The organism is Thermomonas sp. S9, assembly GCF_024704365.1.
Lineage (GTDB): Bacteria > Pseudomonadota > Gammaproteobacteria > Xanthomonadales > Xanthomonadaceae > Thermomonas.
This window is the reverse complement of record NZ_JAJDFY010000001.1, coordinates 122,885-146,334: the sequence shown is the minus strand read 5'-3', so window position 1 is coordinate 146,334 and position 23,450 is coordinate 122,885. Positions and strand designations below refer to the sequence as shown.

Genomic DNA, 23,450 nt, shown 5'->3' with positions numbered 1-23,450 from the left:
CACCGCCGGGGGCTTGCCATGCCGCCGGCGGTGCTATCCTGTTTGCGCCTGAATAGGCGCAGCGGAGCAGGGGAAAGCGTGGCCGCAGTGGGCAGCATCGGCAAGGCACGGGTCGCGGACGAGTCTGGCGTAGCAGCGCTGGACCCGCAGGAGTACGCGCTGTTCGCGCAGGTCGCGCGCCCGCGCGAGGTGGAGGCCGGCCGGCATCTGTTCCGCCGCGGCGATGCCGGCGACGCCATGTTCGTGGTCGCCAACGGCACGGTCGAGTTGGATTTCGGCGACGACCTGGTCAGCAAGCGGCTGGGCGCGCGCGCGTTCTTCGGCGAGCTGGGCCTGCTGATCGGCAACCACGCGCGCAGCGCGGACGCCCGTGTGCTGGAGGACAGTGCATTGCTGGAGCTGGGCCGCGGCGAATTCGAGACCCTGGCCGCGCGCGATCCGCACCTGCTGGCGCAGTTCCTGCGCCGCGCGATCATGCGGGTGGTGCTGAACGAGCAGGCGCTGATCGGCCGCCTGCGCCGGCGCAACCAGGAGCTGCAGGACACCCTGGACGCGCTGCGCTCCACCAGCCACCGGCTGGACCAGACCGAAGCGCTGACCCGCACCGATGAGCTCACCGGACTGGCCAACCGGCGCGGATTCCTGCAGCACCTGGAGCAGCTGCGGGAGGAGGGCATGCTCGCCGGGCATGCGCTGATCCTGCTCGATTGCGACCGCTTCAAGGCGATCAACGATGCCCACGGCCACCTGGCGGGCGATCGCGTGCTGCAGGGCGTGGCCAACCTGCTGCGCGCGGTGGCCGGCAAGGACGATATCGCCTGCCGGCTGGGGGCGACGAGTTCTGCCTGCTGCTGCAGGGGCAGGGACGCGAGGAGGCCCGGCGCATCGCCGGCTACATCGCCGACAGCGCGCGCATGCTGGAACGCATGCACAGCAACCCGCCGCAGATGGCCACCCTCAGCATCGGCGCCTGCCTGGTCGGCCCTCACGAGGCGCCGAGCTGGGAGCAGTGCTACGCCCGCGTGGACCGCGCGCTGTACCGCGCCAAGCGCCGCGGCGGCGGCCATGTCGAGTGGCTGGACTGAGCCCCCGGCCATGGATCAGGTGGCCAACGCCCCGCAGATCCGCACCCTGCTGCTCACCGACCTGGTGGACTCCACCCAGCTGGTGGAGCGCCTGGGCGATGCGCCGGCCGCGGCCCTGTTCCGCGCCCACGACCGCCTGGTGCTGGAGCTGCAGCAGCGCTGGCGCGGGCGGCTGATCGACCGCAGCGACGGGCTGCTGCTGCTGTTCGAGCGGCCGATCGACGGCCTCGGCTTCGCCCTCGACTATGCGCGCGAGTTGCGCGACCTCGGGCGGCAGATGCAGCTCAAGCAGCTGCTGCAGATGCGCGCCGGCCTGCACGTGGGCGAAGTCCTGCTGTGGGAGAACAGCCCTGACGCGGTGCGGATGGGCGCCAAGCCATTGGAAGTGGAAGGCCTGGCCAAGCCGCTGGCGGGGCGCCTGATGGCGCTGGCGCGGCCGGGCCAGATCCTGCTGTCGGCCACCGCCGAGCCGCTGGCGCATCGCGCCGCGCGCGAGCTGGGCGAGCGCGGCGAGCTGCTGGTGTGGAAGTCCTATGGGCGCTGGCGCTTCAAGGGCGTGCCCGAGGCGCAGGAGGTGCACGAGGTCGGCGAGCCCGGCCTGGCCGCGCTGCGCATGCCGGCGCATACCCCCAAGGCCTGGCGCGACCTGCCGCTGTGGCGACGCCCGGTGGCGCTGGCCGCGGAGGCCCTGCTGGTGGCCGGCATGGCGATCGGCGCCTGGTTCCTGACCCAGCCGAAGCCGGCCATCGCCTTCAATGAGCGAGACTGGGTGGTGGTGGGCGACCTGCGCAACCTCACTGGCGATCCGCGCCTGGACGATGCGCTGGAGCAGGCGTTCCGGATCAGCCTGGAGCAGTCGCGCTACGTCAACGTGCTCAGCGACCTCAAGGTGCGCGACACCCTGCAGCGGATGCAGCGCAAGCCGGACGTGCAGGTGGACCGCATGCTCGGCTCGGAGATCGCGCTGCGCGACGGCGCCCGCGCACTGCTGCTGCCCACGGTCTCGGAAGTGGGCGGGCGCCTGCGGGTGAGCGCCGAGGTCATCGATCCCCACACCCAGACCACCGTGTACGCGGTCTCGGCGGATGGCAAGGGCGTGGAGTCCGCGCTGGCTTCCATCGACGACGTCACCGACCAGCTGCGCGGCAAGCTCGGCGAAGCCCTGCAGAACGTCCAGAAAACGTCGGTGCCGCTGCCGAACGTCGCCACGCCCAGCCTGGACGCGCTGAAGGCGTTCGCGGTGGCGCGCCGGCTGGCCGTCACCACCGCCGATCGCGAGCAGGTGCTGGGCCTGTACCGGCGCGCCCTGCAGCTGGACCCGGACTTCGCGCTGGCGCATGCCGACATGGCGCGCCTGTATGCGTCGCTGGGCGAAGTGGCGAATGCGCGTGACGAATGGCGCAAGGCGCTGGCGATCCCGCAGCGGCTGTCGCCGCAGGAACACCAGATGGTCGAGCTGATGTTGATGCAGTACGACAATCCGCAGGCCTATTTCCGCAAGGCCGAGGAATACCTGGCGCTGTATCCGGACGACTATCAGACCATCGGCCGGCTTTCGAGCAACCTGTGGCACCAGCGCAACGACTTCCGTGCGGCCGAGGCCATGGCCCGGCGGGCGATCCGGCCGCAGAACGAGCGCTCTGCGGTGGTCCGCTACAGCCTTGGCATCATGCTGTTCGGGCAGGAACGCTACGACGCGGCGCTGGAGCAGTTCCGGCTTGCGCGTGGGTCCGGCTTCACCGGCGCGGGCGAGTTCTACGCCCTGCTTTACGAGGCGCGCGGCCAGCATGCCGAGGCGGACAAGGTGCACCGCGCGAGTACCGCCGGGCGCGATGGCTGGGGGGCGAGATCGGGGCCATCGTCTGGATCGACCGCGGCCAGCCGGCGCGCGCCGCTGCTGACGCGCGCGCCTGGGCGCAGAAGGCCGAAGCCGATGGCGACGTGCTGGAGCAGCTGCGGTCGCACGCGGCCCTGGCCAGCCTGGCCGTGCTCCAGGGCCAGGGCGATGCCGGGCGCGCGCTGCAGTCGCTGGCGGCGCTGGTGGAAGCCAAGGGGGCCGAGGCGGATCAGCTCTATCCGCCGATGTCCACCGAGCTACGCCTGTATGCCGGCCTGCTGGCCGCCTGGCGCAACGACCGTGCCGGTCTCGCGCAGGCCCTGCGCCGGACCGAAGGCAGCAGCGCGTTGCGCGATTATCCGACCGTGGGTGAACTGCGGCAGGTGCTGCTGGCCGAGCAGGAGCGTCTGGACGGGCAGCCCGCGCGCGCGCTGGCGCGGTTGCAGCCGCTGGTAGCCCGGGATACCGCCCTGGTGGCGACCCACTGGGCCCTGATGCGGGCGGCCGAAGCGGCCAACGCGCAGGACATCGCCCGCGCCCAGGCCGACTGGCTGGCGACGACGCATCGTGGCCGGGTGTTCGCCGAAAGCACCGCGTCCGACGTGCTGCGGTTCTTCAACCTCTCGGTTTCCAACGCCGTCCTGCGCGCGCGCCAGGCAGCGCCGGAGACCGCCGCGCGCTGAGCGCTGCGGGCATGCCGAATGAGGCCTGAGGTATCGAAAGATCAGCTTCCTTGCGCGTGCAGCGGGCAGACCATTCCCTGGATGCCCACCATGGCTGCCTCGAGCTTGCGGCGTTGGGTGCGGATTTGCTCGGGCGAGGCCAGGGCGGAATTTGCCTTCATCGAAAGGCATTCCCACGGATCGGTATAGCCGAGCGACCGCAGCGCCTGCTCGGGCGACTGCTGGAACAGCGCGCGGAAGGCGTCGTTGCTTTCCAGGTTGTCCAGCAGCCGCTTGACCAGTTGCGGGTGCAGGCCGGCGGGCGGAAGCTTGTCTCCGGTTGCCATGTGGGTATCCCCTGTTGGTTGGAGCCCGGACAATAGCACCGCGATCCATCGAGCCGGAGGGGCGGATGCGGGTCAGGCGATGTGCGGTGGTATGGCTGGAGCCACGCGAGCTGGCGACGTTCCAGCTGGATGACCTGCTGGCGGGTGGCACCGGCGTGGTCAGCCGGCTGGCCTGGTTCGCGCATGCACCGCATCTGGGGGCTGCCATCGAGATCGACCCGGCACATGTGGCCTTGCTGGGCGCGGTCGGGCCGGTGGATTGGGTCGGCCGTGACATGCTTGAGGCGCGCTTTGGCGCGGAGGCGGTGGCGGCGCTGCTGGCGCTGCAACTGCTGCTGCAGGAACCGGGGGTGCAGGAGCAGGCGCTGGCGGACGCCCGATTCCGGGCGCAGGGCTGGCATCCGCCGGCGGCAGTCGCGCACATGGCCGCGCGCTGGGAGGCCATCGATGGTCCTGCGGGCATGGCCGAGCAGGGGCTGGACAGCAACGAGGGCCTGCTGCAGCAGCACGGGCTTCCGCCGCCACCGGAGAGTCCGGTTCCGGAGGGGGCGCCATTGCATGCCCTGCCGCGTCCCGTCCGCGACGGGTTCGACGCCTTGCTGGATGCACGGACCACCTGCCGCAATTACGACCCGCAGGCCAGCATCCCGCTGGAGGTGTTTTCCAGGATCATGGCCCGCACCTTCGGACGGCGCGGAAGTGGCCAGCCCGCTCCAGGATTCGAGGTCATCAAGCGCACCAGTCCATCCGGGGGAGCGCTGCATCCCGTCGAATGCTTTCTGATCGTGCAGCGGGTGCAGGGGCTGGCCCCGGGCCTGTATCGCTACCGTGCGACGGAGCACGCCTTGCTGGCCGTGGTCCCGCAGGCTGCGGCTCCAGTGGTGGGCGATATCGGCACGCGCGCGCTATCGCCCGGCGAGGCGGCCTCCGCATGGAGCAGCGAGAGCCTTCGGGCGTTCGCGCAGATCGCCGTGGCCGGTCAGACGTTCTTCGCCGATGCCGCGGTGCTGTGCGTGCTGGCCCCCGCTTCCATCGCAATTTCTGGAAGTACCGCAACCATGCCAAGGCGTATCGGGTCTGCGTCCTCGATGCCGGGCACCTGTCGCAAACCCTGCAGCTGTGCGCGACGCAGGCCGGGCTGGGGCCGTTCGTCACCAGCGCGATCAACGAGGTCGATCTGGAGCGGGCGTTCGGGATGATCCACTACGAGCAGAGCCCGCTCCTGATCTGCGGCTTCGGGCCGCGCGCCGGAACGCTGGTCGAGTCGGAGTTCGACCCCAACCAGCGGGTGTGGGCGCGTTGACCGGCATGCGCGCGGTCATGCCGCCGCGCGGTCGCGCCCGCGTTCCAGCTTGCGGTAGCCGATGGCCTCGGTGAGGTGCGGGGTGTCGATGGCGTCGCTGCCGGCGAGGTCGGCGATGGTGCGGGCCACGCGCAGGATGCGGTGCAGCGAGCGCGCGGAGAGTTGCAGCGCCTCCACCGCGCGTTCGAGCAGGCCGGCGTCGCGCGCGGACAGCGCGCAGAATGCATTCGTCTGGGCCTGGTCCAGGCGCGCATTGGTCCGGCCGCTGCGGGCGTGCTGGCGGGTGCGCGCCGCCAGTACGCGCTCGCGCACGCGGGTGCTGCACTCGCCCGGCGGACCGTCGGTGCGGAGCGCAGTGGGTGGCAGGCGCGGCACTTCCACGTGCAGGTCGATCCGCTCCAGCAGCGGGCCGGAAATGCGCGCGCGGTAGCGGCGGATCATCTCCTCGTTGCACAGGCAGCGCCCCGATGGGTCGCCGGCCCAGCCGCAGGGGCAGGGGTTCATCGCCGCCACCAGCTGGAAACGCGCCGGGAACTCGCAGTGGCGCGCCGCGCGCGCGATGCTGACGCTGCCGGATTCCAGCGGTTCGCGCAGCACTTCCAGCGCGTGCCGGCTCCATTCCGGCAGCTCGTCGAGGAACAGGACGCCGTGGTGGGCCAGTGAGATTTCGCCCGGGCGCGGGTCGGCGCCGCCGCCGACCAGCGCCACCGCGCTGGCGGTGTGGTGCGGGGCACGAAACGGGCGCTGTCGCCAGCGCGCCAGGTCCAGCCCGCGCCCGCTGGCGGAAGCAATACTGGCGGCTTCCAGCGCTTCCGCATCGGTGGGAGGCGGCAGGATGCCGCACAGGCGCGAGGCCAAGAGCGTCTTGCCGCTCCCGGGCGGGCCGACCAGCAGCAGGTGGTGGCCGCCGGCCGCGGCGATCTCCAGCGCGCGCCGCGCCTGCGCCTGGCCGCGCACGTCGGCGAGATCGGGGGAAGTGGCTTCCACGGTGGGCGGGGCTTCTGCAGCCGGCAGGGCGCGCCGGCCCTCCAGCGCCGCACACACTTCCAGCAGGGTGCGTCCGACGCGCACGTCCACCGCGCTGGCCAGCGCCGCCTCGGCGGCATTGCCGGGGGCGACCAGCAGCCGGCGCCCGGCCTGCCCGGCCGCCAGTGCCGCTGCCAGCACGCCGTCCACGGGCCGCAGTTCGCCGGTCAGGGCCAGCTCGCCGATGAACTCCCAGCCGTCCAGCGCCTCCACCGGCAGCTGCCCGCTGGCGGCGAGGATGCCCAGCGCGATGGCGAGGTCGTAGCGCCCGCCATCCTTCGGCAGATCGGCGGGCGCGAGGTTCACCGTGATCCGGCGCGCCGGGAACTCGAACTGCGCGCACTGGATGGCGGCGCGCACGCGGTCCTTGGCTTCGCGCACCGCCGCCTCCGGCAGGCCAACGATCGACATCGCCGGCAAGCCGCCGGCCAGGTGCACTTCCACCCGCACTTCGGGTGCGTGCACGCCCAGCCGCGCACGGCTGTGCACGATCGCAAGGCTCATGGCGGCGGCCCTCAGCGCGCGGCGGGATCGTTGCCGGCGGCCAGTTCGGCCAGCTGGCGTTCCAGCGCTTCGAGCTTCTCGCGGGTGCGCGCCAGCACCAGGCGCTGCACCTCGAACTCCTCGCGGGTCACCAGATCCAGCCGGGCCAGCCCGGCCTGCAGCACGGCCCTGAAGTTCTGCTGCAGTTCTTCGCGGCCCTCGCGCAGGCCGGGGGGCACCAGGCTGCTGAGGCGGCGGGCGAGGTCGTCGAGGTGGGCCAGATCGATCATGCTTGCGGGGCTCATGGTGGGTCTCCTGCCGGTAGGGCCAGCATGGCGCGGGGCGCGGGGCGCTGGCCGTCGGCGGGTTCCGCGCGGCAGGGTAGGGGAAACCGGGTGGACGCGGTCAGTATGCCGGCATCGGCCGCGCTATGCTCGCCGCATGCAAATGGAGGCGCGACGATGAAGATGGTGATGGCGGTGATCAAGCCGTTCAAGCTGGACGATGTGCGCGAGGCGCTGGCCGAGGCGGGTGTCACCGGCATCACCGCGACCGAGGTCAAGGGTTTCGGCCGCCAGAAGGGCCACACCGAGCTGTACCGCGGCGCCGAGTACGTGGTGGATTTCCTGCCCAAGATCAAGCTCGAGATCGCGGTCACCGACGACCGCGTGGGCCCGGTGGTCGAGGCCATCATGAAGGCGGCCGGCACCGGCAAGATCGGAGACGGCAAGATCTTCGTCTGGGGCCTGGACCAGGTGGTGCGCATCCGCACCGGCGAGCTCGACGCCGACGCGCTATAAGCGCCGGCGGTTCCCGGAGGCGGCCGCGGCCACCCCGATTCATCCGCTAATCCTCGACGCGGTCGCGGCCCTGCTGCTTGGCGCGGTACAGCGCGGCGTCCGCGCGCGCGAACAGGGATTCGCGGGTATCGTCCGCGCGCGCCTCGGCGATGCCGATGCTGGTGGCCATGCGCAGCGCGGGGTCGATGTCGGGCAGGCGGATGGCGCGGGTGGCGTCCAGCAGCCGCTGCGCGATCATGCGCGCCTGCGCCAGGTCGGCGCCGGCGCAGACCACCGCGAATTCCTCGCCGCCGATCCGCCCCAGCGTATCGCGATCGCGCAGTTGCGCCTGCCAGGCCTGAACGATGTCGCGCAGGGCCGCATCCCCGGCGGCATGGCCGTGGCGATCGTTGACGGCCTTGAAATAATCGAGGTCGAGCAGCAGCAGCGACAGCGGCTGGCCCTGCCGCTGCGCCGCGGCCAGTGCGGTATCCGCGGTTCTTTCGATCGCCAGCCGGCTGGCGGCGCCGGTCAGCGGGTCGGTCATCGCCAGCGTGCGCAGTCGTCGCGAGCGGCGCCATTGCAGCCACGCCAGGCAGGCCAGCAGTGCAGCCAGCAGGCCGCCGAGGAGCAAGGCGAGGATCTGCCAATGACGCTCGCGCTCCAGGACGATCAGTTGCTGCTGGCGTGCCTGCGCCTCGGTCTGCAGGCGCCGGTTTTCGAAATCACGGCGGCGGATTTCGTATTCGTACTGCAGCAGCCGGCTCTGCTCCAGCCGCATCTTGGACTGCAGTTCGGCCTGCAGGTGTGCGTAGCGCTTGTAGTCGTCCAGCGCCGCGCGCAGCTGGCCGAGGGCTTCCTCGCTGGCCGATTGCGCCTGATAGAGCATGGCCAGATAGCGCTGGTTGCCGTCTTTCTCGATCGGCGCCAGTGCCAGCCGGTAATGCTCCAGCGCGGCGCGGTGCTCGCCCTTTCCTGCCAGTGCCTGGCCAGAGGTCAGCAGCAGCAGGCCGTCATTGGCGTCCACGTGCTCGGCAATGAGGCCGGCACGGGCCTGCGCGAGGGTGATCAGCGCGGAATCGAACTCGCCCTGGGCGATCTGCGCCGAGGCCAGGCCCAGCCGCGCGCTGGCGACGTTGAGGCGGCTCTCGTGCTTGAGCGACAGCGCCACGGCGCGCTCGAAACTGGCACGCGCCTTCGGCAGCTCGCCGGATTCCTCGTACAGGTAGCCGAGCTGGATCAGGTCCGAGACCTGGCGCTCCCAGTCGCCCAGGTCCTGCTGGCGCGCGACCGAGCCGGTGAAATAGCGCTCGGCCTGGCTGAAATCGCCCATTCGCCGGTAGGCGGTGGCGATCTTCATCTGCAGGTAGTCGATCTCGTGGTCGATCCCGGCATCGCGGAACGCGGCCCGTGCGCGCTGGAAATCCATCAGCGCGCGCGCCTGCTCGCCGATGTCGGACAGCAGGCCGCCGCGCAGCATCAGCGCCTCGCCGAGCAGCTGGCGTTCGGCGGAGCGTTCCAGCAGGGCGACCATGCGGTCGGCCACCGCGATCGATCTGCGGGTGCCTTCCAGCTCCTGCACGAACCCGACCTGGCAGAACAGGGCGCGGCCCTGCGAGGCCACATCGCCTGCTGCCAGTGCGCGGCGGAACGCCTCCTGGCTGTAGGCCAGGCCCTGCTGCGCGTCTTTCCAGCGCGGACTGCCGCAGTACACCGAGCGAAACTGCACTTCGCGCGCTTTGTCGCCCGGGGGCAACAGGATGCGCAGCTGCTCCAGCCAGCCGGCGTAGGCGTCGTAAGGCGCATCCATCGAACCCGGCCCGATCACGTTCTGGAACACGGCATCGAACTGCGCGGCCTTCGACGGCGGCGCTGGCGGCGCCTCCAGCAGCGAGGCAGACGACGGCGCTGCCGCCGGCAGCAGGGCCAGCAGCAGAAGCAGGATTCGCAGCCACGGGGCTGGGCCCATTCGCGCTCCGGGTGAGAACAATCCCGAATGTATTACAAACCGGTGACGCCCGTTGTGCCTGGGATCGCAGTCCGCGGGGCCTGGTTTCAGCGGCCCAGCGCCTCCGCCACGAACGGCGGCAGGGCCTGGGCGCCCTTGTGCACGTCCGCGCTGTAGTAGCGGGTCGAAAACGCCCTGGCGCGGGCGTCGGCTTCGCGGAAGCCGAACCCGGCGTTCGCCGCCTTCTTGGCCATCGTGCAGCTCCACCAGCCGGTGGGGTAGCAGGGCTGCGGGAACGGCAGGGTCTGGAAGCTCGCAAAGCCGGCCTTGCCCATCTCGGCGCGCATCGCCTGGATCAGGTCCAGCAGCGCCAGCGGCGATTCGCTCTGCTGGACGAGGATGCCGTCGTCCTTCAGTGCGCGGTGGCAGCTTTCGAAGAATGCCTTGTTGAACAGCCCCTCCGCCGGGCCGACCGGGTCGGTGGAATCGACGATCACGATGTCCACGCTGCCCGGCGCGCAGTGGGCCATGTAGGCGATGCCGTCGTCCCACAGCAGCTCGGCGCGCGGATCACCATTGGATTCGCACAGTTCGGGGAAATACTTCTCCGCCATGCGCGTCACCTGTTCGTCGATGTCGCACTGCACGGCCTTCTCCACGCCCGGGTGGCGCAGCACCTCGCGCAGCGTGCCGCAGTCGCCGCCGCCGATGATCACCACGCGCCTGGGGTCCGGATGGGTGAACAGCGCCGGGTGCGCCATCATCTCGTGGTAGAGGAAGTTGTCGCGCGTGGTCAGCATCATCGCGCCGTCGATCAGCATGATGTTGCCCCAGTCGGTCGATTCGTAGATCTCGATCTTCTGGAACGGCGACTGCACCTCGTCCAGCTTGCGGGTGACGCGGAAGCCGATCGAGGAGCCGGCCTTGTCGAAATTTTCGTGCAGCCAGGTCGGCTCGGTCATGGCGGTATCCTGTGGGGGGAAGCCTGTCATCCGCGCGTGGGCGGCGTCCGGGGGTGCGGATTGTAGCGGATGGGGTTGATGACCTTGTGGGGCGGCAGGCGGGGGCTCGGGGGAACGAAGGGGGAAGGGATGGTATCTGCGAGTGCGCGGCGCGCGCTGATCGAACGGCTGGAAGGCGAGGCGGCCGTGGCCCCGGGGCGCTATCGGGCGAAGGTGGCATTGTTGGCACTGGCGGGTTTTGCGGTTCTGGGCGGCGCAGTGGTGCTGGCGTTCGGCCTGTCCATCGGTCTGGTGCTGCTGCTGGCAGCGATCAGTCCCTGGCTGCTGCTGAAGCTTGCCAAGTTGATCTGGATTCCCATCGGGTTCGGCTGGGTGCTGCTGCGCAGCCTGTGGGTGAAGTTTTCGCCGCCTGACGGGCATCGCCTGGCGGCGCATGAGGCCCCGGCGCTATGGGCCGAGGTGGAGCATCTCCGTGTGGCCACCGGTGCTCCCAAGCTGACGGGCATCGTGATCGACGCCGCCCTGAATGCTGCAGCGGTCAGCGTGCCGCGCGCGATGGGGCTCCTGGGGCATCGCCACTACCTGCTGCTCGGGCTTCCATTGATGCAATTGCTGGATCGGTCGCAGTTCGCCTCGGTGGTGGCGCACGAGTTCGGTCATTTTGGTGGTGGGCACGGCCGCTTTACGGGCTGGATCTACCATGTTCGTGTTAGTTGGTATCGGCTACTGGGCGCGCTTCAGGTGCAGGAGGCCTGGGCCAGCAAGCTCTTCGTCCGCTTCTTCAACTGGTACGCCCCGTATTTCGATGCCTACAGCTTCGTGATGGCGCGCGCACAGGAGTACGAGGCGGATGCGGCAGCAGCCCGCGTGGCGAGTCCGCAGGCCGCCGGCCAGGCACTGATTCGGGTGGACGTGGGCGCCGCGCGGCTGGAGCAGGAGTTCTGGCCGGGCCTGCAGCGCGCATCGCAGACGCAGCCGGCACCTCCGGCCCTGCTGTATCGCGAGATCGGGGAATACCTGCGCGTGCCTGCCTCCAGCGATGGCGACCGGCTGGCACAGGCGCTGGCCCGCGTCCCCGACTTTGACGATACCCACCCCACCCTGGCCCAGCGCCTGGCGGCACTGGGCATCGATCGGGTCGATGTGCCGGAGGCGCAGGCCGGGTGCGCGGGCGAGTTGCTGGGCCCGCTGCTGACAGACCTCGAGCGCCGCTTCAGCGACGACTGGCGAGTGCGCGTCGAGGAAGACTGGCAGCGGTGGTTCCGGCAACATGCGCAGGATCGAGCGCGGTTGGAAGCGCTCGAGGCGCTACCGTCGCGGACACCCGACGAGGCGGTGGAATATGCGGGACTGGTGGAGTCGCTGCGTCCGGAGACGGATGCCTTGCCGATCTACCAGCAGGCGCTGGCGCTGGCGCCAGAGCATGCCCTTGCGCGATTCCGAGTAGGGTGCCTGCTTCTGGATCGCGGGGATGCAGCCGGCATCGGGCATCTGGAGAAGGCGATAGCGCTTGACGATGGCAACGCCGAGGCGGCCCTCCAGCGCCTTGACAGTTTTTACCGCGACACGGGGGATCTGACTGGCCGGGATCGTGTCGCCGATGAATGGGCGCGCATCCAAGCCAGGTGGAGCAGGGTCCAGCAGGCCAGGAACACACTCGCGGCCGATGACGAGTTTCTCCCGCATGGCCTCGATGCGCCTGCCACGGAAGCGCTGCGTGCGGCGTTGGCGCGTGTGGGTGGCGTCGGCCGGGCCTGGCTAGTCCGCAAGCGCCTGCCGCCAGGGGGCGAAGCCGTCCCCCACCACGTCATGCTGGTGGCCCTGCGTGGCTTCGTATGGAGCCAATCCGCCAAGTTGCAGCAGGTCGTAGACGCGCTGGTGCTGCCGGGTAGTGTCCTGGTATTTGTCGCCACCAATCGCCGCGGCATCGCGCGCCGGGTCCGCAAGGTGGCCGGCGCTCCGCTTTACCGCAGGGGGTGGTGGTAGCCCGTAGAATGCGCGTCCCCCCTGTTGCCGACGTTGCCCAAATGACCCGCTGGTCTTCCGACCTCGCCCGCAAGACCTATTCGATCCCGCATTGGGCGGACGGGTATTTCGACGTCGATGATCGCGGCCGCATCGTGGTGCGCCCGCGCGGGGCCCGCGGGCCAGCGATCGTGCTGCCCGAGGTGGTGGACGCATCGCTGGCGCAGGGCGGCAACCTGCCGGTGCTGGTGCGCTTCCCCGACATCCTCGGGCACCGCCTGGGCAAGCTGCAGGCGGCGTTCGCGCAGGCGCAGCAGGACTGGAGCTACGCCGGCGGCTATACCGCGGTCTATCCGATCAAGGTCAACCAGCACGCCGGCGTGGCCGGTACCCTGGCCGCGCACCACGGCGAGGGCTTCGGACTGGAGGCCGGCAGCAAGCCGGAGCTGATGGCGGTGCTGGCGCTGTCGCGTCCCGGCGGCACCATCGTCTGCAACGGCTACAAGGACCGCGAGTACATCCGCCTGGCGCTGATCGGGCGCAAGCTGGGGCTGGAGACCTTCATCGTCATCGAGAAGCCCTCCGAGCTGAAGGTGGCGCTGGAGGAAGCGGCCGCGCTGGGGGTGAGGCCGGGCCTGGGCGTGCGCATGCGGCTGGCCTCGCTGGGCGCCGGCAAGTGGCAGAACAGCGGCGGCGACAAGGCCAAATTCGGGCTGGACCCGCGCCAGCTGCTGACCCTGTGGAAGGAGCTGCGCGACGCCGGCATGGGCGACTGCCTGCAGCTGCTGCATTTCCACATGGGCAGCCAGATCAGCAACGTGCGCGACATCGCCGCCGGCATGCGCGAGGCCACCCGCTATTTCGTCGAGCTCGCGCCTGGGCGCGACCATCCGCCACGTGGACGTCGGCGGCGGCCTCGGCATCGACTACGAGGGCACCCGCTCGCGTTCGTACAACTCGGTGAACTACGGCATCCACCACTACGCTTCCAGCATCGTGCAGCCGCTGGCCGAGGCCTGCCGCGCCGAGGGGCTTGCGCCGCCGCGCATCCTCACCGAATGCGGGCGCGCGATGACCGCGCACCATGCGGTGCTGGTGGCCAACGTCAGCGAGGTCGAGCAGGCGCCGGAAGGCCGCGTGCCGGAGTCGCATGACGACGAATCCACCCCGGTGCGCCAGCTGCGCGAGCTGCATGCGGAAATGGCCCAGCGCCCGGCGGTGGAGGTCTTCCACGAGGCCAGCCAGGCGCATGCCGATGGCCTGAGCCTGTACGCGCTGGGGCAGCTGGACCTGGTCCAGCGCGCGCGCATCGACGACCTGTTCTACGCCATCGCGCACGCGGTGAAGGCGCGCCTGAGCTACGACGAGAAGAGCCACCGCGACCTGCTCGATGAGCTCAACGAGCGGCTGGTGGACAAGTACTTCGTCAACTTCAGCGTGTTCGAGTCGATGCCCGACGTGTGGGCGATCGACCAGGTGTTCCCGATCGTGCCGATCGAGCGCCTGGACGAGGTGCCGACCCGCCGCGGGGTGATCTGCGACCTCACCTGCGATTCCGACGGCAAGATCGACATTTACGTGGAGAACGAGGACCTCGACTCCTCGCTGCCGCTGCACGAACTGCGCAAGGGCGAGAACTACCGGCTGGGCTTTTTCCTGGTCGGCGCCTACCAGGAGATCCTGGGCGACATCCACAACCTGTTCGGCGACACCGACGCCATCGAGGTGCGCTGCGACGGCGACGGCTTCGCGGTCAGCCAGCAGCGCTGCGGCGACACCACCGACGTGATGCTCGACTACGTCGGCTACAAGCTCGACGACCTGCGTCGCGAATACGCCGCCAAGGTGGACGCGGCGAACCTGCCGGCCGCCGAGGGCGAGGCGCTGAAGGCCGCGCTGGAAGCCGGCCTGACCGCCTACACCTACCTCGACGACACGCCGCAGTGAGCGGGAATGGGCTTCCCCTCAAGGGGAGCGGTGCACCTGGAAGCCGGCGAACGACTGCGAGGTCGGCATCAGTTCGAGCCGGTTGATGTTGAGGTGCGGCGGCAGGCTGGCGACCCAGAAGATCGCCTCGGCGATGTCCTCGGCGGTCATCGGATGGGCGCCGGCATAGAGCTTGTCCGACGCGCCTTGGTCGCCGTGGGTGCGCACCACCGTGAACTCGGTTTCGGCCATGCCCGGCTCGATGCTGGTGACGCGCACGCCGGTGCCGTGCAGGTCGCAGCGCAGGCCCAGCGAGAACTGGCTGACGAAGGCCTTGGTGCCGCCGTAGGTGTTGCCGCCCGGGTACGGGTACACGCCCGCCACCGAGCTGATGTTGATGATCGCGCCCTTGCGCGCGATGAGCGTGGGCAGCAGCGCGTGGGTCAGCGTCACCAGCGCGGTGACGTTGGTGTCGATCATGGTCTTCCAGTCCGACAGCAGCGCGTCCTGGGCGGGCTTGGTGCCGAGCGCCAGGCCGGCGTTGTTGACCAGCAGGTCGATGCCGCGGAAGCGCTCCGGCAGCGCGTCTAGCGCGGCGCGCATGGCGGCTTCGTCGCGGATGTCGAAGCAGGCTGGATGCAGGCCGTCGCCGAGCTCGGCGCGCAGGGATTCCAGGCGGTCGGCGCGGCGGCCGGTGGCGATCACCTGCCAGCCGGCGGCGACGAAACGGCACGCGCTGGCGCGGCCGAAACCGGCGGTGGCGCCGGTGATGAGGGCGGTGCGGGGAGAGTGTGCGTCCATGCCGACATTCTAGCGGCGCGGGCGTGCCGACCTGCTTCGACACGGAACGCCGTCAGGCTTTCGGCTTCGCCGGTGGCGTGCGCCGCCGGGCCGGTTTTGCTCCCTCGACCGGGGCGTCCGCCGAGGCGGCAGGCTTGCGCCTGCGCCCGGTGCCGGACTTGCCCGCGGTTCTGGCCTTGGTGGCGCGGTGCTTCTGCAGCATGTCCTCGGCCAGCAGCACGTCCTCGGACAGGAGGCCGGCGGCCTTGGCGATGGCGATCCGCGCCTGCGCCTTGTTCTCGTCCGGATTGGCCAGCAGCAGTTCGCGGATCGCCTCGCGCAGCGCGGCCTCGGCGTTGCGCTTGAGGCCCGCCTTCTCGCCGCGCTGGAGCAGCGCCAGCAGCGCATCCACGACGGGTTTGATCAGGGCGGCTTCGATCGGCATGGCGGCATCCTCGCAGTGGAACGAGTATGCCCCGACGCCATCTCAGGGGGTGCGATGCTGTGCGGCAGCGCGCCGCGCCAGCAGTCGCCCGGTACCTGCTGCGCCGACGGCGACGGCGCGCCGGACGCGCATCAATTCGTCTTGATGGCGATCGCCGACAGCCCGCCGTCGGCCAGCTTGGCCTTGGCGTCGCTGAGCTCGCCGGCGCTGCCGTAGGGGCCCATGCGCACGCGGTACACGGTCTTGTCGCCGATCTGCGCCGATTCCACCCGCGCGTTCAGGCCGAGCAGGGCGATCCTGGCCTTGAGCGCTTCGGCGTCGCCGGAGGCGCCGAACGCGCCGGCCTGCAGGAGATAGTGCGCGTTGCCGGCGGCCGGTTCGGTCGCGGCGGTGGCGGCCTTGGCGGGCGGGCGTTCGCCGGCGGAGGGCGTGGACGTGGCCGGTGCGTTGCCGGCGGGCGTGTCGGCCAGCGGCTGCGGCAGCGCGGGTGCGGCGGCGGGCGCGGCCTCGGCGTCCGCCTGCTTGCGCGCGCGTGCGGCGGCCTCGGCTTCGGCCTTGGCGCTGGCGGCCAGCTCGGCATCGCTCATCGCCACCTCCTGCCCCGGCAGCAGGGTGTAGAAGTCGTACTGGGTCGGCTTCGGCTTGCTGGTATCGGGCTTGGTGGCCGGTGCGGTGTCTGGGGCGATGGACTCGCCTTCGCCGCTGACCGCGGCCGGCAGTGCATCCGGGTTCGGCTTCGGCCGGAAGAAGCCGTCGCCGCCACCGGATTTGAGGTAGCGCGGGACCAGCAGCACCGCCAGCAGGGTCAGGGCGATGCCGATCAGCAGCCAGGCCCAGCCGGGCAGGCCGCTGCCGCTGCTGCGGCGCGCCTGGGATTTGCCACGTCGTGCTGCCATCACATACGCTCCGGGGCGGACACGCCCAGCAGGTCGAGGCCGTTCGCCAGCACCTGGCGGGTGGCCAATGCCAGCGCCAGGCGGGCGTCGCGCAGGTCGGCATCCTCCACCAGCACCGGGCTGGCGTGGTACCAGCCGTGGAAGGCCTGTGCCAGCTCGCGCAGGTACTGCGCGACCAGGTGCGGTTCCAGGGTCGCGCCGGCCGCCTCCACCGCCTCCGGAAAGCGCGACAGCTCGCGCAGCAGGTCCTGCGCCGGGGCGTCGTCCAGGCGGTCGAGCGCGGCCTGTCCGCGCGCGGCATCAAACGCATGGCCCTTCTCGCCGGCCTGGCGCAGCAGGCTGCAGATGCGGGCATGCGCGTACTGCACGTAGTACACCGGGTTGTCGTTGGACTGTGAGCGGGCCAGGTCGATGTCGAACACCAGCTGCGAATCCGGCTTGCGTGCGATCAGGAACCAGCGGGTGGCGTCGCGGCCGGCCTCGTCGATCAGGTCGCGCAGGGTCAGGTAGCTGCCGGCGCGCTTGGACAGCTTCACCTCCTCGCCGCCGCGCATGACCGTGACCATCTGGTGCAGCACGTAGTCCGGGTAGCCGGCGGGGATGCCGCAGTCCAGCGCCTGCAGGCCGGCGCGCACGCGCGCCAGCGAGCCGTGGTGGTCGGCGCCGAGTTCGGTGATCGCGCGCTGGTAGCCGCGCTGCCACTTGGACAGGTGGTAGGCCACGTCCGGCACGAAATAGGTGTAGGTGCCGTCGGACTTGCGCATCACCCGGTCCTTGTCGTCGCCGAAGTCGGTGGTGCGCAGCCACAGCGCGCCGCCGTTCTCGTAGGTGTGGCCGTTTGCGATCAGGCGCCGTACGGTCTCTTCCACCTTGCCGTCGGCATACAGCGAGGACTCCAGGAAATACACGTCGAAGCCGACACCGAACGCGGCCAGGTCCGCGTTTTGCTCGCGCCGCAGGTAGGCCACCGCAAAGCGGCGGATGGCGTCGAGGTCGTCGGGGTCGTCCTTGCCGGTGACCACGTGGCCTTCCACGTCCACGCTGTCGCCGCGCAGATAGGCGGCCGCGACATCCGCGATGTAGTCGCCGTTGTAGGCGTCGACCGGCCAGTCGGCATCGCCCGGCTTCCGGCCCTTGGCGCGCGCCTGCACCGAGCGCGCCAGGTTCTCGATCTGCACCCCGGCGTCGTTGTAGTAGAACTCGCGCTTGACGTTCCAGCCATTGGCGGCCAGCACCCGTGCGATGCAGTCGCCGATCGCGCCGGCGCGGCCGTGGCCGACGTGCAGCGGGCCGGTGGGGTTGGCGGAGACGTATTCGACCCCGACCGTGCGCCCGCCGCCGGAAGCGTTGTGGCCAAAGCGCGCGCCGGCCGTGTGGATCGCGCGCACCTGCTGCTGCCACGCGCCGGGCGTCAGGTGGAAGTTGATGAAGCCGGGGCCGGCGATCTCCACCCTGGCGATGGCGTCGGAGGCCGGCAGCGCCGCGACCAGCTGCTGCGCCAGCGCGCGCGGGTTGGTCTTGGCCGCCTTGGCCAGCAGCAGCGCGGCGTTGGTGGAGAAATCGCCGTGCGCGCGCTCCTTCGGGCGCTCGATCACGAACTCGGGGGGTGCGAGGCCGGCCGGCAGGGTGCCGGCGGAACGCAGGGCGGTCAGGCCCTGGTCGATCAGGGCGCGGAGCTGGGCTTTCACGGAGAGGGGCACTGCGGATTCAACGGCCGTGCATTGTACGTCCCAATCCCGCGGTGCCGAAGCAGGCCGCGGCGCGCCGGCCGGTGCGACAATGGGCGCCCGTGGTTTCCTGGACCTGCACATGTCGGCCGTCGCCAGCTTCCCGCCGCCCCTGATCCCGCTGCCGGCGCTCGATCAGGCCCTGCGCACGCGTGGCTACGCGGTGCTGGGCGCGGACGACGTGGCGGCGCTGGCGGGCGTGCCGCTGGCCGCGCTGCAGGCGCTGGCGCCTGGCTGGGACGACCTGCCGGCGGACGAGTACCTCAAGGACGGTGGCCGCTACCGCTACCGCCGGCACGGCTCGTTCGTGGTCGAGTCCGGCCGGCTGCGCCCGGTGCCGCACCGTGCGCACTGGCAGCCGCGCGAATACAACGCCCTGCATGGCGGCATGCGGCGCTGGTTCGCGCCGCTGGATCCGGCGACCGTGGCCGCGCCGGGGTTCGCGCCGCTGGTGCTGGGCCTGGCCACCGTCTGCAGCCGCCAGCGCCCGGCGGTGCCGCGCTGGCATGTGGAGGCGCACCAGTTCCGGATCGACACCAGTGGCGGCATCGGTCGCCCCACCCCGGAGGGCGCGCACCGCGACGGGGTCGATTTCGTCGCGGTGCTGCTGGTGGCGCGGCGGGCGATCAAAGGCGGTGAGACCCGGGTGTTCGCCGCCGACGGCCCCGACGGCCAGCGCTTCACCCTGGCCGAGCCGTGGTCGCTGCTGCTGCTGGACGATGCGCGGGTGATCCACGAGTCCACCCCGATCCAGCCCGAAGCCGCGGCCGGTGGCCATCGCGACACCCTGGTGCTGACCTTCCGCAGTGCCGGTTTTCTGGGCGACGACGATTACAATTGCAACCGATTCCATCCCGGCAGTACGAGGTCGCAATGAAACTGGGCTCTCTCAAGGAAGGCGGGCGCGATGGCACCCTGGTCGTGGTCGCGCGCGATCTGTCGCGCGCGGTGCGCGCCGATGGCATCGCGCCGACCCTGCAGCGCGCGCTGGACGACTGGCAGCAGGCCGCGCCGCGCCTGAACGCGCTGGCCGAGGCACTGGAGGCCGGGCCGGTCGAAGGCGAGTTCGCGCTCGACCTGCAGGCACTGGCGGCGCCGCTGCCGCGCGCCTACGAGTTCGTCGATGGCAGCGCCTACCTGCCGCACGTGGAGCGCGTGCGCCGCGCGCGGGGGGCGCAGGTGCCGGAGAGCTTCTACGTCGATCCGCTGATGTACCAGGCGACCAGCGCCGGGTTCTACGGCCCGCGCGATCCGGTGCTGGTCGCCAGCGAGGACTACGGCATCGACCTCGAGGCCGAGGTGGTGGTGGTGACCGACGACGTGCCGATGGGGGTCAGCCTGGCGCAGGCGGCCGCGCATATCCAGCTGATCGGCCTGGTCAACGACGTCTCGCTGCGCAACCTGATCCCGGACGAGCTGGCCAAGGGCTTCGGCTTTTTGCAGTCCAAGCCGCGCAGCGCGCTCAGCCCGGTGCTGGTGACCCCCGACGAGCTGGGCGCGGCCTGGCAGGGCAACAAGGTGCACCTGCCGCTGCTGACCCACATCAACGGCCAGTGGTTCGGCGCCCCGGAAGCGGGCGTGGACATGCAGTTCGACTTCGCCCAGCTGGTGGCGCATGCGGCCAGGACCCGCCCGCTGGCGGCCGGCACCCTCGTCGGCTCCGGCACCGTGGCCAACCAGGACACCAGCAAGGGCGCGTCCTGCTTCGCCGAGAGGCGCACGGTGGAAACCCTGGAGCACGGCAAGCCGCTGACCCCGTTCATGCACTTCGGCGACGTGGTGCGGATCGAGATGCTGGGCCACGACGGCCGCAGCGTGTTCGGCGCGATCGAGCAGCGGATCCAGCAGGCCCCCGCCGGCTGAGGGCGGCGGACGGTCGAACCGACGCCGCCAGCGGCATGGCGGCCGTGCATGCGCGGCATTAAGGTGGGCGGATGAGCGAACCCCTGCGGCTGTATTCCTACTGGCGCTCCAGCGCGGCCTACCGGGTGCGGATCGGGCTGAACCTGAAGGGCCTGGCCTACGACACCGTGCCGGTGCACCTGGTGCTGGAGGGCGGCCAGCAGCACTCCGCGGCCTACCGCGACCTCAACCCGCAGGCGCTGGTACCCACCCTGTGCCACGGCCAGCGCCGCCTGACCCAGTCACTGGCGATCCTGGAATACCTCGACGAGGTGTGGCCGGAGCCGGCGCTGCTGCCGGCCACCGCGCGCGAGCGCCAGCGCGTGCGCGCACTGGCGCTGCTGGTGGCCTGCGACATCCATCCGCTCAACAACCTGCGCGTGCTGCAGTACTTCGAGCGCGAGTGGGGCGTGCCGCAGCCGGAGCGCGATGGCTGGGTGCGGCACTGGATCGAGGACGGCTTCCGCGCGGTCGAGGCGCTGCTGGCCGACCACCCTTCCACCGGCGATTTCTGCGAAGGCGAGACGCCCACCCTGGCGGACTGCTGCCTGGTCCCGCAGGTGTACAACGCGCGCCGGTTCGGGGTGGACCTGGCCGCGTATCCGACCATCCGCCGGATCGAGGCCGCCTGCCTGGCGCTGCCGGCGTTCATCGCCGCCCGCCCGGAGCACCAGCCGGACGCCCCGGCCGCGGCCTGAGGCGCGCCCAGTCACGCCGCCAGGCGTGATGCCGGCCTGGCGCCGCCCTCACTGGCTGCCGAACACCTCGGCGTAGGGGTCGTGCTCGGCGCTGGCGCCTTCCGACAGCCGGAATTTCAGGGCCAGGCCGTCGCGCGAGTCGGCCGCCTTCAGCGCCTCCTCCATCTCGATCCGGCCTTCCTTGTACAGCCGGAACAGGCACTGGTCGAAGCTCTGCATGCCTTCCTGCAGCGAGTCCTCCATCGCCATCTTGATCTCGTGCACCTGTCCGCGGCGCAGCAGGTCGCGGATCAGCGGGGTGTTGATCAGCACCTCGGTGGCCGGCATCCGGCGCCCGTCCACGCCCAGCACCAGGCGCTGGCTGACGATCGCCTTCATGTTCAGCGCGAGGTTCATCAGCACGTTCTTGTGCGCGCCCTCGGGGAAGAAGTTGAGGATGCGCTCGATGGTCTGGTCGGCGTTGTTGGAGTGCAGGGTGGCCAGGCAGATGTGGCCGGTCTCGGCGAACGCGATCGCCGCGTCCATCGTCTCGGCGTCGCGGATCTCGCCGATCAGGATCACGTCCGGGGCCTCGCGCATCGCGTTCTTCAGCGCGGCGTGGAAGCTGTGGGTGTCCAGCCCGACCTCGCGCTGGTTGACCACCGACAGCTTGTGCCGGTGCAGGTATTCGATCGGGTCCTCGATGGTGAGGATGTGGCCGGTGGTGGTGCTGTTGCGGTGGTCGATCATCGACGCCAGCGTGGTGGACTTGCCGGAGCCGGTGGAGCCGACGATCAGCACCAGCCCGCGCGGGGCCATGATGATGTCCTTGAGCACCGTCGGCAGCTGCAGTTCCTCGATGGTGGGGATGTCGCTGCGGATCGCGCGGATCACCAGCCCGACCTCGCCGCGCTGCTGGAACACGTTGACGCGGAAGCGCCCGCATTCGGGCACCGAGATCGCCATGTTCAGCTCTTTCTCGCGTTCGAACTCGGCGACCTGGGCGGCATCCATCAGGCCGTAGGCGATGTCGCGGCATTCGCCCGGGGAGAGCGGCGCCTCGCTCACCGGCTGCAGCATGCCTTCGGTCTTGATGTTCACCGGCGCGCCGGTGGACAGGAACATGTCCGAGGCGCCCTTTTCCGCCATCAACTTGAAATAGTGGCCGATCTCCATGCGGTCTCCCCGTGCTGCCCGGCCGGCGTTGCATCGGCGCCGGCGCCTTCCCACAATGGCCGCGACCTCCACGCAGAGCCGCGACCCCCATGCGCCCAAGCTTCGCATACTTCCGTAGCGTCCTGTACGCGCCCGCCGTCGCGGGCGTGATGCTCATCGCAGGCTGCGCCAGCCTGCCGCCGCCGACGGCGGAGCTGGACACCGCGCAGCAGGCACTGGCGCGCGCCGAGGCGGCGGATGCCGACCAGTACGCGGCGGACGACCTGGCCGCCGCGCGCAGCGCGCTGCAGGCGGCGCAGGCGGCGCAGGCGCGCGGGCGCAACGACGACGCCCGCGATGGTGCGCTGGCCGCGGCCGCGGCCGCCGACCTGGCGCGGGTGCGCAGCAGCGCGGCGCGGGCGCGCGCCGACTGGCGCCAGATGCAGGACGAACTGGCCCGCCTGCGCCGGCAGCTGCAAATGCCGGCCGCACAGGCGGGCGATGCGGATGATCCGCTCGACATCCCGGTGCCGGCCGGCACGCCCGAGCAGCGCCTGCAGGCGCTGGACGCGGACATCCGCCTCAATCCGTTCGCGCAGTACGAGCGGCTGCAGGCGCGGCAGGCGGTCACCGCGCTGGCCACGGTCAGCCGCAAGGCGCTGCCGGCGGCGCTGGCGCGCGCCGACCAGCGGGTGGCGATCGCCGAGCTGGCGGCGCGGGTGGAAGCCGCCCGGCGCGCGCTGGACCGGATGGAGCGCGAGCGCAGCGAGCTGCTGGTGGAAGCCAGCCGGCGCGATGCCGAGCGCGCGCGCGCCGAGGCCGAGCGGTTGCGCATCCAGGCCCAGCTGCAGGCGGAAGAGGCCGAGCGGTTGCGTGCGCAGGCGCAGCAGGCCGAGGCGGCGCTGGACGGGGCGCAGGCCGAGCAGCAGGCCAAGGCGGAGGCGGCGCGCGCGCAGGAAGCCGCGCTGGCGCGCAAGGAGGCCGAGCTGGTGGCCGGGGCCAGGCTGCCGCCGGTGCAGCGCGATGCGCGCGGCGAGGTGTTCATCCTGGCCGGCGATGCCTTCGCCTCCGGGCAGGCCAGGCTGACGCCAGCGGCGGCGGCCAGCCTCAAGGCGCTGGGGTTGTACCTGGCGGCCCTGCCCGGCGGCCCGGTACAGGTGGTCGGCTACACCGACAGCCAGGGCGATCCGGCGGCCAACCGCCGTCTGTCCGAGCGGCGCGCGCAGCAGGTGCGGGCGGCGCTGGTGGCGGCCGGACTGGAGCGTGCGCGGGTCACCGCGCAGGGGCGCGGCGAGGAGGATCCGGTGGCCGACAACCGCACCGCCGCGGGTCGCGCCAAGAACCGTCGGGTGGAGGTCGTCGTCACGCCAAAATCCTGAAAAATCATGTGGTTGTGCTGATTTTCAGGAACGTGGCCGGGCCTGAGTCGCGGCCCGCGCGGGCCTTGCCAAGTGCGACCGGCAGGCGTAGGTTCGAGCTCCCGGGGCGGGCATTCCGCCACCGGACGGAGGCCGGCCGATGCACGATCCGTTCGCCACCGCACCG

At 71.0% G+C, this 23,450-nt stretch carries 19 protein-coding genes and 4 pseudogenes; 13 read left to right on the top strand and 10 right to left on the bottom strand.

Annotated elements, in window-relative coordinates:
* Window positions 1-18 precede the first annotated feature (18 nt).
* The 4 genes and pseudogenes from LJB71_RS00800 to LJB71_RS00785 form a co-directional block, all read left to right on the top strand.
* A pseudogene (locus LJB71_RS00800) lies at window positions 19-774 on the top strand (cyclic nucleotide-binding domain-containing protein); the annotation flags it as partial.
* Window positions 708-1,085: a diguanylate cyclase gene (locus LJB71_RS00795; RefSeq protein ID WP_259304697.1), complete on the top strand. Its 378-nt coding sequence runs from the start codon at window positions 708-710 to the stop codon at window positions 1,083-1,085. The pseudogene LJB71_RS00800 and the gene LJB71_RS00795, both read left to right, overlap by 67 nt.
* Window positions 1,066-3,378 carry a putative peptide modification system cyclase gene (locus LJB71_RS00790; RefSeq protein WP_310649429.1) on the top strand — a complete coding sequence of 771 codons (2,313 nt, stop codon included), beginning with the start codon at window positions 1,066-1,068 and terminating at the stop codon, window positions 3,376-3,378. Before LJB71_RS00795 ends, LJB71_RS00790 begins: the two co-directional genes overlap by 20 nt.
* On the top strand, window positions 3,288-3,605 hold the full coding sequence (locus tag LJB71_RS00785) for a hypothetical protein (protein WP_259302731.1): 318 nt from the start codon (window positions 3,288-3,290) through the stop codon (window positions 3,603-3,605). Before LJB71_RS00790 ends, LJB71_RS00785 begins: the two co-directional genes overlap by 91 nt.
* Window positions 3,606-3,646: 41 nt before the next feature.
* On the opposite strand, the gene LJB71_RS00780 is transcribed toward LJB71_RS00785, so the two are convergent.
* Window positions 3,647-3,931 carry an NHLP-related RiPP peptide gene (locus LJB71_RS00780; RefSeq protein WP_259302730.1) on the bottom strand — a complete coding sequence of 95 codons (285 nt, stop codon included), beginning with the start codon at window positions 3,929-3,931 and terminating at the stop codon, window positions 3,647-3,649.
* Window positions 3,932-3,996: 65 nt separating this feature from the next.
* On the opposite strand from LJB71_RS00780, the pseudogene LJB71_RS00775 reads away from it, so the two are divergent.
* Window positions 3,997-4,896, top strand: a pseudogene (locus tag LJB71_RS00775) (putative peptide maturation dehydrogenase); the annotation flags it as partial.
* Window positions 4,863-5,111: pseudogene (locus LJB71_RS00770) on the top strand (nitroreductase family protein); the annotation flags it as partial. The pseudogenes LJB71_RS00775 and LJB71_RS00770, both read left to right, overlap by 34 nt.
* Before the next feature lie 138 nt (window positions 5,112-5,249).
* On the opposite strand, the gene LJB71_RS00765 reads toward LJB71_RS00770, so the two are convergent.
* Both LJB71_RS00765 and LJB71_RS00760 read right to left on the bottom strand, forming a co-directional pair.
* Window positions 5,250-6,764: a YifB family Mg chelatase-like AAA ATPase gene (locus tag LJB71_RS00765; protein WP_259302729.1), complete on the bottom strand. Its 1,515-nt coding sequence runs from the start codon at window positions 6,762-6,764 to the stop codon at window positions 5,250-5,252.
* A gap of 11 nt (window positions 6,765-6,775) precedes the next feature.
* Window positions 6,776-7,033: an accessory factor UbiK family protein gene (locus LJB71_RS00760; protein ID WP_259304695.1), complete on the bottom strand. Its 258-nt coding sequence runs from the start codon at window positions 7,031-7,033 to the stop codon at window positions 6,776-6,778.
* 171 nt (window positions 7,034-7,204) lie between these two features.
* Here LJB71_RS00760 and LJB71_RS00755 point away from each other — a divergent pair, with 171 nt between their 5' ends.
* A complete protein-coding gene (locus LJB71_RS00755; RefSeq protein WP_259302728.1) occupies window positions 7,205-7,543 on the top strand; it encodes a P-II family nitrogen regulator in 339 nt (112 codons plus the stop codon).
* A gap of 46 nt (window positions 7,544-7,589) precedes the next feature.
* On the opposite strand, the gene LJB71_RS00750 is transcribed toward LJB71_RS00755, so the two are convergent.
* Both LJB71_RS00750 and speE read right to left on the bottom strand, forming a co-directional pair.
* Entirely contained in the window at window positions 7,590-9,491 is a 1,902-nt protein-coding gene (locus LJB71_RS00750; RefSeq protein WP_259302724.1) for a diguanylate cyclase, read from the bottom strand.
* Window positions 9,492-9,577: 86 nt separating this feature from the next.
* Entirely contained in the window at window positions 9,578-10,432 is an 855-nt protein-coding gene (gene speE / locus LJB71_RS00745; protein WP_259302723.1) for a polyamine aminopropyltransferase, read from the bottom strand.
* Between the two features lie 129 nt (window positions 10,433-10,561).
* Between speE and LJB71_RS00740 the strand changes: the two genes are divergently transcribed.
* Both LJB71_RS00740 and speA read left to right on the top strand, forming a co-directional pair.
* The gene (locus LJB71_RS00740; protein WP_259302722.1) at window positions 10,562-12,418 is read left to right on the top strand and encodes a M48 family metalloprotease; all 1,857 of its coding nucleotides are present in this window, start codon (window positions 10,562-10,564) and stop codon (window positions 12,416-12,418) included.
* A 41-nt stretch (window positions 12,419-12,459) separates the two neighbouring features.
* A pseudogene (speA, locus tag LJB71_RS00735) lies at window positions 12,460-14,344 on the top strand (arginine decarboxylase).
* An 18-nt stretch (window positions 14,345-14,362) separates the two neighbouring features.
* On the opposite strand, the gene LJB71_RS00730 reads toward speA, so the two are convergent.
* The 4 genes from LJB71_RS00730 to argS form a co-directional block, all read right to left on the bottom strand.
* Window positions 14,363-15,124: an SDR family oxidoreductase gene (locus LJB71_RS00730; RefSeq protein ID WP_259302721.1), complete on the bottom strand. Its 762-nt coding sequence runs from the start codon at window positions 15,122-15,124 to the stop codon at window positions 14,363-14,365.
* Between the two features lie 52 nt (window positions 15,125-15,176).
* A complete protein-coding gene (locus LJB71_RS00725) occupies window positions 15,177-15,548 on the bottom strand; it encodes a hypothetical protein (protein WP_259302720.1) in 372 nt (123 codons plus the stop codon).
* 131 nt (window positions 15,549-15,679) lie between these two features.
* Window positions 15,680-16,444, bottom strand: a complete 765-nt coding sequence (locus tag LJB71_RS00720) for an SPOR domain-containing protein (protein ID WP_259302719.1) — start codon at window positions 16,442-16,444, stop codon at window positions 15,680-15,682.
* The gene (argS, locus tag LJB71_RS00715; protein WP_259302718.1) at window positions 16,444-18,132 is read right to left on the bottom strand and encodes an arginine--tRNA ligase; all 1,689 of its coding nucleotides are present in this window, start codon (window positions 18,130-18,132) and stop codon (window positions 16,444-16,446) included. Before argS ends, LJB71_RS00720 begins: the two co-directional genes overlap by 1 nt.
* A 121-nt stretch (window positions 18,133-18,253) precedes the next feature.
* Here argS and LJB71_RS00710 point away from each other — a divergent pair, with 121 nt between their 5' ends.
* The 3 genes from LJB71_RS00710 to maiA all read left to right on the top strand — a co-directional run bounded on the left by LJB71_RS00710 (window position 18,254) and on the right by maiA (window position 20,771).
* The gene (locus LJB71_RS00710; RefSeq protein ID WP_259302715.1) at window positions 18,254-19,048 is read left to right on the top strand and encodes a 2OG-Fe dioxygenase family protein; all 795 of its coding nucleotides are present in this window, start codon (window positions 18,254-18,256) and stop codon (window positions 19,046-19,048) included.
* Window positions 19,045-20,034 (top strand): fumarylacetoacetate hydrolase family protein, encoded by a 990-nt coding sequence (locus LJB71_RS00705; RefSeq protein WP_259302713.1) that lies wholly within the window; start codon window positions 19,045-19,047, stop codon window positions 20,032-20,034. Before LJB71_RS00710 ends, LJB71_RS00705 begins: the two co-directional genes overlap by 4 nt.
* 71 nt (window positions 20,035-20,105) lie before the next feature.
* On the top strand, window positions 20,106-20,771 hold the full coding sequence (gene maiA, locus LJB71_RS00700; protein WP_259302712.1) for a maleylacetoacetate isomerase: 666 nt from the start codon (window positions 20,106-20,108) through the stop codon (window positions 20,769-20,771).
* Between the two features lie 48 nt (window positions 20,772-20,819).
* Here maiA and LJB71_RS00695 read toward each other — a convergent pair whose 3' ends face one another.
* Window positions 20,820-21,926: a PilT/PilU family type 4a pilus ATPase gene (locus tag LJB71_RS00695; RefSeq protein ID WP_259302711.1), complete on the bottom strand. Its 1,107-nt coding sequence runs from the start codon at window positions 21,924-21,926 to the stop codon at window positions 20,820-20,822.
* 149 nt (window positions 21,927-22,075) lie between these two features.
* Here LJB71_RS00695 and LJB71_RS00690 point away from each other — a divergent pair, with 149 nt between their 5' ends.
* Window positions 22,076-23,284: an OmpA family protein gene (locus tag LJB71_RS00690; protein ID WP_259302710.1), complete on the top strand. Its 1,209-nt coding sequence runs from the start codon at window positions 22,076-22,078 to the stop codon at window positions 23,282-23,284.
* Window positions 23,285-23,450 lie beyond the last annotated feature (166 nt).